Annotated in this window: 6 protein-coding genes; 2 read left to right on the top strand and 4 right to left on the bottom strand. The window is 73.6% G+C overall.

Features of this window, described 5'->3' with window-relative positions:
* Positions 1 to 1,110: 1,110 nt before the first annotated feature.
* The 4 genes from ACFWJ4_RS26590 to ACFWJ4_RS26575 are packed head-to-tail and all read right to left on the bottom strand — an operon-like array spanning position 1,111 to position 4,713.
* Positions 1,111 to 2,304, bottom strand: coding sequence for an ABC transporter permease (locus ACFWJ4_RS26590; protein ID WP_380547804.1), 1,194 nt, complete (start codon positions 2,302 to 2,304; stop codon positions 1,111 to 1,113).
* Positions 2,301 to 3,029 carry an ABC transporter ATP-binding protein gene (locus ACFWJ4_RS26585; protein WP_380547801.1) on the bottom strand — a complete coding sequence of 243 codons (729 nt, stop codon included), beginning with the start codon at positions 3,027 to 3,029 and terminating at the stop codon, positions 2,301 to 2,303. Before ACFWJ4_RS26585 ends, ACFWJ4_RS26590 begins: the two co-directional genes overlap by 4 nt.
* Positions 3,026 to 4,186, bottom strand: coding sequence for a peptidoglycan-binding protein (locus ACFWJ4_RS26580; RefSeq protein ID WP_380547835.1), 1,161 nt, complete (start codon positions 4,184 to 4,186; stop codon positions 3,026 to 3,028). The genes ACFWJ4_RS26585 and ACFWJ4_RS26580 overlap by 4 nt, the downstream gene beginning before the upstream one ends.
* A gap of 2 nt (positions 4,187 to 4,188) precedes the next feature.
* Positions 4,189 to 4,713 carry a hypothetical protein gene (locus ACFWJ4_RS26575; RefSeq protein WP_380547798.1) on the bottom strand — a complete coding sequence of 175 codons (525 nt, stop codon included), beginning with the start codon at positions 4,711 to 4,713 and terminating at the stop codon, positions 4,189 to 4,191.
* Positions 4,714 to 4,882: 169 nt separating this feature from the next.
* Here ACFWJ4_RS26575 and ACFWJ4_RS26570 point away from each other — a divergent pair, with 169 nt between their 5' ends.
* On the top strand, positions 4,883 to 5,539 hold the full coding sequence (locus ACFWJ4_RS26570) for a response regulator transcription factor (protein WP_380547795.1): 657 nt from the start codon (positions 4,883 to 4,885) through the stop codon (positions 5,537 to 5,539).
* Positions 5,540 to 5,544: 5 nt separating this feature from the next.
* Positions 5,545 to 6,774 (top strand): sensor histidine kinase, encoded by a 1,230-nt coding sequence (locus ACFWJ4_RS26565; RefSeq protein WP_380547792.1) that lies wholly within the window; start codon positions 5,545 to 5,547, stop codon positions 6,772 to 6,774.
* Positions 6,775 to 6,788: the final 14 nt, after the last annotated feature.

The following is a 6,788-nucleotide window of genomic DNA, read 5'->3' as shown; positions in this document are numbered from 1 at the left end:
GCTCCGCCCCCCCCCCCGCGCCCGCGCCCCGCCCGCGGCCCGGGTCCCGCCCCCCCCCGGCGGCCGCTCCGCCCTGGGCGGCCCGGCCGTCACAGAGGCCGGCGGGGCACACGTGCCCGAGGCCGCCGGCGCTGGCACCCCCCTGGCCGCCGCTCCCGTCCTGCTGAAGGCCCGCCCGCTGCCCGACAGCGGTCAGCAGCCAGTCCAGGAGGAGCCGGAGGCCGAGCCGTTCGCGGGCCGATGGCGGTTGCCTTCGAACTGGGACCGCTGCCCGGGCGCCGAGAAGCGATTCCCAAACCGAGGGGCCCGGCTGCCGCTCGAACTTCCGCACGCATTGGGCTCGTTCGGGTGATCACTGCGCGGCTGGCGCATAGGAGAAGAGCCTCTTCCACAGTTCGGTGATGTCGAGTCAACGAACCATCAGGAGGCCCTGGTGTCCCACTGTGGCGTGTTTGCCCCGCCTTCGTCCAGCTTCGGCGTGTCGCCGTGCGACTGCCTCGCTCATCGGCTCGGCGACGCGGCCGACCAGCCGGACCGGATCCGCTGCTACGGCTCCGACCTCACCGACGTCGACTTGCCGGACCCGCTACGGCCGGCCAGCACGTCCATCCGGCGTAGGAGCCGTCTGGCCGGGTCAGGTCGAGGTCCACCTCACCGGCGCCGCAGAAGCCGCGTACGTTCCGCACCCGCACGTAATTGAGGTACATGCCCCGTCCTCCAACCTGATTCCTCCGCGATACGCCCCCGGTCCCGGGCCGCTGCGACGACTCCATCCGTGCCCCGCGCCGGACCAGGTCTTCCCTCCTGCCGTCCTCGCACAGCCGTCGCACCCGTGATCAACATGGGTCCCGCCGCCGATCAGCTCCGGGGCAGATGGCCGCCCACCCCGACGGCCGGCTCGAAGGCCTCGTCTTCGCCCGCCTCGGCGGTACGCCGTTGCGGCCCCAGTGGGTCCTCGACCGGTTCTCCAGGGGGCCCTTGATCGTGAACGGCCGACGGGCCGGCCGCCCGCTCCCGGTCGGTGCCGCCCTGCCCGGCGGGGTGAGTTCGCGGACGTCGGTGCCACGCGCTCGGGCTCGCCTGTCCGCCGTGGATGCCGCCCCGTGCCGGTCAGGCCGAGCGGAGGGCGTCGGTCGGGGAGGCCTTGGCCGCGCGCAGGGCCGGGTAGATCCCGGCGACGGCGGCGACCAGGACCGAGACCAGCGGTGCGGCGGCGGTCGTGGAGAGCGGGATGGTGGCGGGCCAGCCCTGGGCGAGGGCGTAGCCGTAGACGGTGAGGGCGCCCAGGGCCAGTCCGCCGATGCCCCCGATGAGGCCCATCAGGACGGCTTCGAGGAGGAATTGCGCGGCGATCTGGCCGCCCCGGGCGCCCAGGGCGCGGCGCAGTCCGATCTCGCCGCGGCGTTCCATCACGCTCACCACCATGGTGTTGGCGATGCCGACGCCGCCGACGAGCAGGGCGACGGCGGCGAGTGCCAGGACCAGTCCGGTGAGGGCGTTCTTGGCTTCGGCCCGTGCGGTGTAGAGGTCGGACGGGCGGCTGACGGCGACCGTGCTCGGGCCGGCGGGGTTGGCGGTGGCCGCCGCGACGGCCTGGACGTCGGGGACGCGCTCGGGGTGGGACCGGAGGTAGACGGTGGCGGCGGTGCCGTCCGCGCCCAGGTGGGCGGTGGCTTCGGGCCAGCCGACCAGGGCGGCGGTGCCGAGTTCGGGGGCGAGCTCGTTGGGGGCCAGGATCCCGGTGACGACGAACCACTGGCCGCCCAGCCAGACCCGTTCGCCCGGGGCGGTGACGCCGAGGCGCTGCGCGGCCCGGTCGCCGAGCACGGTCACGGGGAGGCTCTCGCCCGCCGTGTCGAGCCATCGTCCGCTGCGCACGGTGGCGTGCAGGACGTCCAGCAGGTTGGGGCGCGCGGCCAGCACGGTGAGGCTGCCGGTCTGCTGCGTCGGTACGAGGTCGTTGCGGTAGACCTGGGCCTTGGTGGCCCCGGTGGCGGTCACCTGCTGGACGGGGGCGATGTCGGCGAGCATCTTCTCGGCCGTGGGGGGCAGCGGGGCCGGCTTCCGGTCGGCGCCGTTGCCGGGGGCGACGGTGATCAGGTTGGAGCCGAGCCGGTCCAAACGCTCCAGCAGGTGGGCCTGGTTGGAGGCGGAGATCCCGGTCACCGCGATGACGGCGGCGATCCCCAGGGAGATCCCGAGCGCGGACAGCGCGGAGCGCATCCTGCGGGTGCGCGGGCCGATCATGCCCAGGCGCAGCAGGTCCGTCGGGCGCAGCCGGGTGCGGCGCGGGGCGGGCGTCATCGGGAGGCTCCTGCGGGGTGGGGGGTGCGTTCGTCGAAGTCGATGCGGCCGTCGTGGATGCCGATGCGCCGGGGGAAGGAGGCGGCCAGGTCGCGGTCGTGAGTGATGACGACGACCGTGGTGCCCTTGGCGTTGAGGGTGCGCAGGAGGTCGACGACGGTGGCGCCGGAGGCGCTGTCGAGGGCGCCGGTGGGTTCGTCGGCGAGCAGCAGTGCGGGGTTGCCGACGAGGGCGCGGGCGATGGCCACGCGTTGCTTCTCGCCGCCGGAGAGCTGGTCCGGGTGGTGGTGGAGGCGGTGGCCGAGTCCTACTTCGCGCAGGGCGTCGACGGCTGCGGTGCGTCGGAGGGTGGCGGGGGCGCCGCTGTAGAGGAGGCCGGTGGCGACGTTCTCGACGGTGGTGAGCCCGGGCAGCAGGAAGAACTGTTGGAAGACGAAGCCGATCCGGTGGGCACGCAGGGCGGCCAGTTGGGGGTCGGTGAGGGCGGCGAGGTCGTGGCCTTCGAAGCAGAGCCGTCCGGTGGTGGGGCGGTCGAGGGAGCCGAGGAGGGCGAGGAGGGTGGACTTGCCGGAGCCGGAGGGGCCGACGACGGCGAGGAGTTCCCCGTGGTCGACGGTGAGGTCGATGCCGTGCAGGATGCGCAGGGGTGGCGATCCGGGGTATTCCTTGGTGACGCCCGTGAGTTGGAGCACGGGAGTGGTGCCCTTGGGCCGGGGGTGTGTCATGCCGGGACCACCACCTGGTCGCCGGCCCGGATGTCGCCGGTGATCTGTGCCTTGGCGTCGGCGACGAGTCCCAGGCGGACCTGGACGAGGCGGGTGGTGGCGCCGTCGGCGACCTTGACGCCGTAGCCGCCGCCGTCGAGGGCGATCAGGGCGGTGACGGGGACGATCAGCGCGTCCTCGGCGGTGTCGCCGACGACGGTGACGGTCACGGTGGAGGGCCCGGCCTGCTGGGGTTGCTGCTGGCTGTCCAGCGCGATGGTGACGGTGGTCTTCTCCGGGTTTCCGCCGCCGCCCTCGCCGCCCGGGCCGTTACCGCCTCCCCCGCCTGCGCCGCCCCTGATCAGGGAGCGGATTCGCCCGCCGACGGTGGTGCCGTCGGCGAGCTTCACCGTCACCCGGCCGTCGGGCTTGAAGCGGGAGGTCTGGTTGTCGGCGGGTTGGACGATGGCGACCAGGTCGGTGCTGGTCACGGTCATGACGGCGGTGCTGCCGATGGCGGAGCCGAGTTTCGCGTCGACCTGCTGGACCCGTGCGGTCTGCTGGGGCAGCATGACGACGCTGCCGAGCGTGACCGTCCCGGTCTGCTGCACGCCGAGGGCCTTCTGCCAGCGCTTGACGGCGGTGGCGGTGTCCGCGGTGAACTTCCGGTCGGCCTTGAGGCCGAGTCCGTTCGCGTGGCCGAGGTCGATGAGGTTGCGTTCGAGCTGTTCGACGTCGGGGCCGTCGCCGGTGTCCGGGCCGAGGTCGCGCCACATCGGCCGGTCCCCCCGCAGCAGGACCACGGGCTTTCCGTCGACCTCGTAGAGCGTGGCGCCGGGTTTGACGACGGTGCCGACGGCGGGCAGGGCGGTGAGGGTCCCGCGGCCGGAGGGGATGACGGCGGTGGTGGCGTCGTAGGCCAGGGCGCCGCCGACCTGGATGCCGCTGGACAGCGAGCCCTTGCGCACCTCGACGGTCTCGTGGCCGACCGGGGAGTGCGCCGGGGCCAAGGCCCGGTGCTCCCAGGGGCGGGTGGCGGCGAGGGCGCCCGAGCCGCCGATGACGGTGACCAGGGCGAGGGGGACGATGATCCGGCGGCGGGTCCTGCGGGTACGGCCCGGCCGGCCCTCCTCGGTGGCGGGGGCCTCGGCTGCGGGGGTCTCGGTGCGGTCGCTCATGGTCACTGGCCGATGGTGTAGCCGGGCATCGGCAGCCGGCCGCAGGCCGGCTGGATGGCGTCCCATTTGACCATGTCGAAGGAGGCGCGCGGGATGGTGAGGATGCCGGTCCTGGGGTCCGGGTCCGGGAGGTCGGGGTAGCCGCTCTTGCGCGCGCAGGCGACGAAGGCGCGCGCTTCCTCGATGGACTTCTCCATGTTCCTCGGCTTGACCTGGTGGATTCCGGGGACCTTGGCGTCGCAGGTCCTGGCCGCCGTGTCGTAGGCGGACGTCGAGCCGCCGTCGGTTCCCGTCGCCGGGATCACGATGTTGCCGTCCTTGTCCAGCTCGACGCCGTTCTGCCCTTCCTGGTGCATGCAGTTCACCCAGGCCTGCCGGACCGCGCCGTCGTCCTGGGGCTTGCCCTTCCCCGCGGCGGTTCCTCCCTCCACCCTGGGCACCGGGTCCGAGGAGGAGCAGCCGCTCATCGCCAGTGCCGCTGTGACGGCGGCTGCCGCCAGTACGGTCCGCATGGTCCTGCTGCGCATGTGGTGCTCCTTGCCGAAGGTCGGTGGCGGTCTCCGGCAGTTCTACGGACCGGCGTGTTAGCCACGGGTGAGCGTGTGCCTAACCCCCGGCTAACCCCCGTGACACCATCCTTGACCAGGGGAACCGCACCCGGGACACGCGGGACACGGCCGATCGGAGTGGAACGGAATGCGCGTGCTGATCGTCGAGGACGAGATCGACCTCGCGGCGATGCTCGTCGAGGGCCTGCGGGCCGAGGGCATGGTCTGCGACGTCGCACACGACGGTGCCCGGGCGCTCGAAATGACGGCCGCCACCGACTACGACGTCCTGGTGCTGGACCGGGACCTTCCCGTCCTGAGCGGGGACGCCGTCTGCCGCGCCCTGAACACCGCCGGCCACCCGGCGAGGATCCTGATGCTCACGGCGGCCGGGACGCTCGCCGATCTGGTCGACGGCCTCGGCCAGGGCGCCGACGACTACCTGGCCAAGCCGTTCTCCTACCTGGAACTGGTCGCCCGGCTGCGGGCGCTGGGCCGCCGCTCCGGGCACGGCGGCGGCGTCACCGTGCTGAGCGGGCACGGGGTAAGCCTGGACACCGTGCGCAGGATCGCCGAACGCGACGGCCGGCCGCTGCGGCTCACGCCCAGGGAACTCGGCGTGCTGGAGATGCTGCTGGCCGCGGACGGCGCCCCGGTCACCACCGAACAGCTCCGCGACGGCCTGTGGGACGCCGCGACGGACCCGGCCACCACCGCCGTCCGGGTCACCGTGCACTCCCTGCGCCGCAAGCTCGGCGAACCACCGCTGATCACCAACGACCCCGGCTACGGGTACCGGCTGTGAGCCCGGTGCGGATCCGACGCCGCCCGCGGCCGGCCCGACTGACCCTGCGCGGCCGGCTGACCCTGATGACCACGGCGGTCTTCGCGGTCCTCGGATCCGGGCTGCTCGTACTGAACTGGCTGAGTTCACGCCAGCTCCTGGAGACCAACCGCGACCTCGTCGTCCCCGCGACCGCCATCACCGAGCCCGCCGTTCAGCCGGCGGCGCCCGCCTCCGCACCGACGGGCCCGTTCGAGACCCCCGCCGCGGTCACCAGCCCCGCCCAGCGCTTCGAGGACTTCCAGCACACCGTCCTCGGCGACCTCCTCACGCGCTCGCTGCTGCTGCTCGCCGCCTTCACCGTCCTCGCCGCGCTGCTCGCCTGGTGGATCGGCCGACGCTCACTGCACCGCCTCGACCGGGTCACCGCGACGGCCCGGCGGATCAGCGCCGACAGCACCCTGGGCGAGCGGCTCGCCCTCACCGGACCGCACGACGAGGTCCGCGAACTCGCCGACACCTTCGACGCCATGCTCGACCGCCTGGACCGCGGCTTCACCGCACAGCGCCGCTTCACCGCCCACGCCTCGCACGAACTGCGCACCCCGCTCACCCTCCAGCGCACCGCCCTGGAGATCCCCCTGGCCCAGGGCCGGATCCCGGACGACCTGAAACCCGCCGTCCGCCGAGCACTGGACGCCAACGCCCGCAGCGAACGCCTCATCGCGGCCCTGCTCACCCTGGCCCGCGGCGAGAGCGAAGACCTGACACCGCACCCCGTCGACCTGGCAGACGCGGCCGCGAACGCCCTGGCCGACCTCACCGACGAGGCCCACGAGGCCGGCATCCGGATCACGGCCGACCCCCGGCCCGCACCGGCCTGGGGCGACCCCTCCCTGCTGAGCCAGGTCGCGCTGAACCTGATGGCCAACGCGGTACGGCACAACCACCACGGCGGCACGGCCACCATCACCACCGGCACCGACGGCGGACGGTCCTTCATCGAAGTCGCCAATACCGGCCCGGTCCTGGACCCGCGGGAGGTCCCCGCGCTCTTGGAACCGTTCCAACGCGGCCGGCAGCGCAGCGGCGACGGCTCCGGACTCGGCCTCGCTGTCGTCCGGGCGGTCACCCGCACCCATGACGGCACGGTCACCGCGACCCCGCGCCCCGGTGGCGGCCTCACCGTCCGCGTCGAACTGCCCCACCGCAACCGCACCGATCCGCCACCGGAGCCCAGCGCCCCGGCCCGGTGACCGACACCGTCAGC

Source organism: Kitasatospora sp. NPDC127067, assembly GCF_042724755.1.
Lineage (GTDB): Bacteria > Actinomycetota > Actinomycetes > Streptomycetales > Streptomycetaceae > Kitasatospora > Kitasatospora lactacystinica.
The sequence above is the reverse complement of the archived record's forward strand: the minus strand, read 5'-3'. Positions and strand labels throughout refer to the sequence as shown.

Excerpts from the sequence above, each read along its gene's own strand:
- ACFWJ4_RS26590 (WP_380547804.1), bottom strand. The coding sequence starts at position 2,304 with ATGACGCCCGCCCCGCGCCGCACCCGGCTGCGCCCGACGGACCTGCTG.
- ACFWJ4_RS26585 (WP_380547801.1), bottom strand. The coding sequence starts at position 3,029 with ATGACACACCCCCGGCCCAAGGGCACCACTCCCGTGCTCCAACTCACG.
- ACFWJ4_RS26575 (WP_380547798.1), bottom strand. The coding sequence starts at position 4,713 with ATGCGCAGCAGGACCATGCGGACCGTACTGGCGGCAGCCGCCGTCACA.
- ACFWJ4_RS26570 (WP_380547795.1), top strand. The coding sequence starts at position 4,883 with ATGCGCGTGCTGATCGTCGAGGACGAGATCGACCTCGCGGCGATGCTC.
- ACFWJ4_RS26580 (WP_380547835.1), bottom strand. The coding sequence starts at position 4,186 with ATGAGCGACCGCACCGAGACCCCCGCAGCCGAGGCCCCCGCCACCGAG.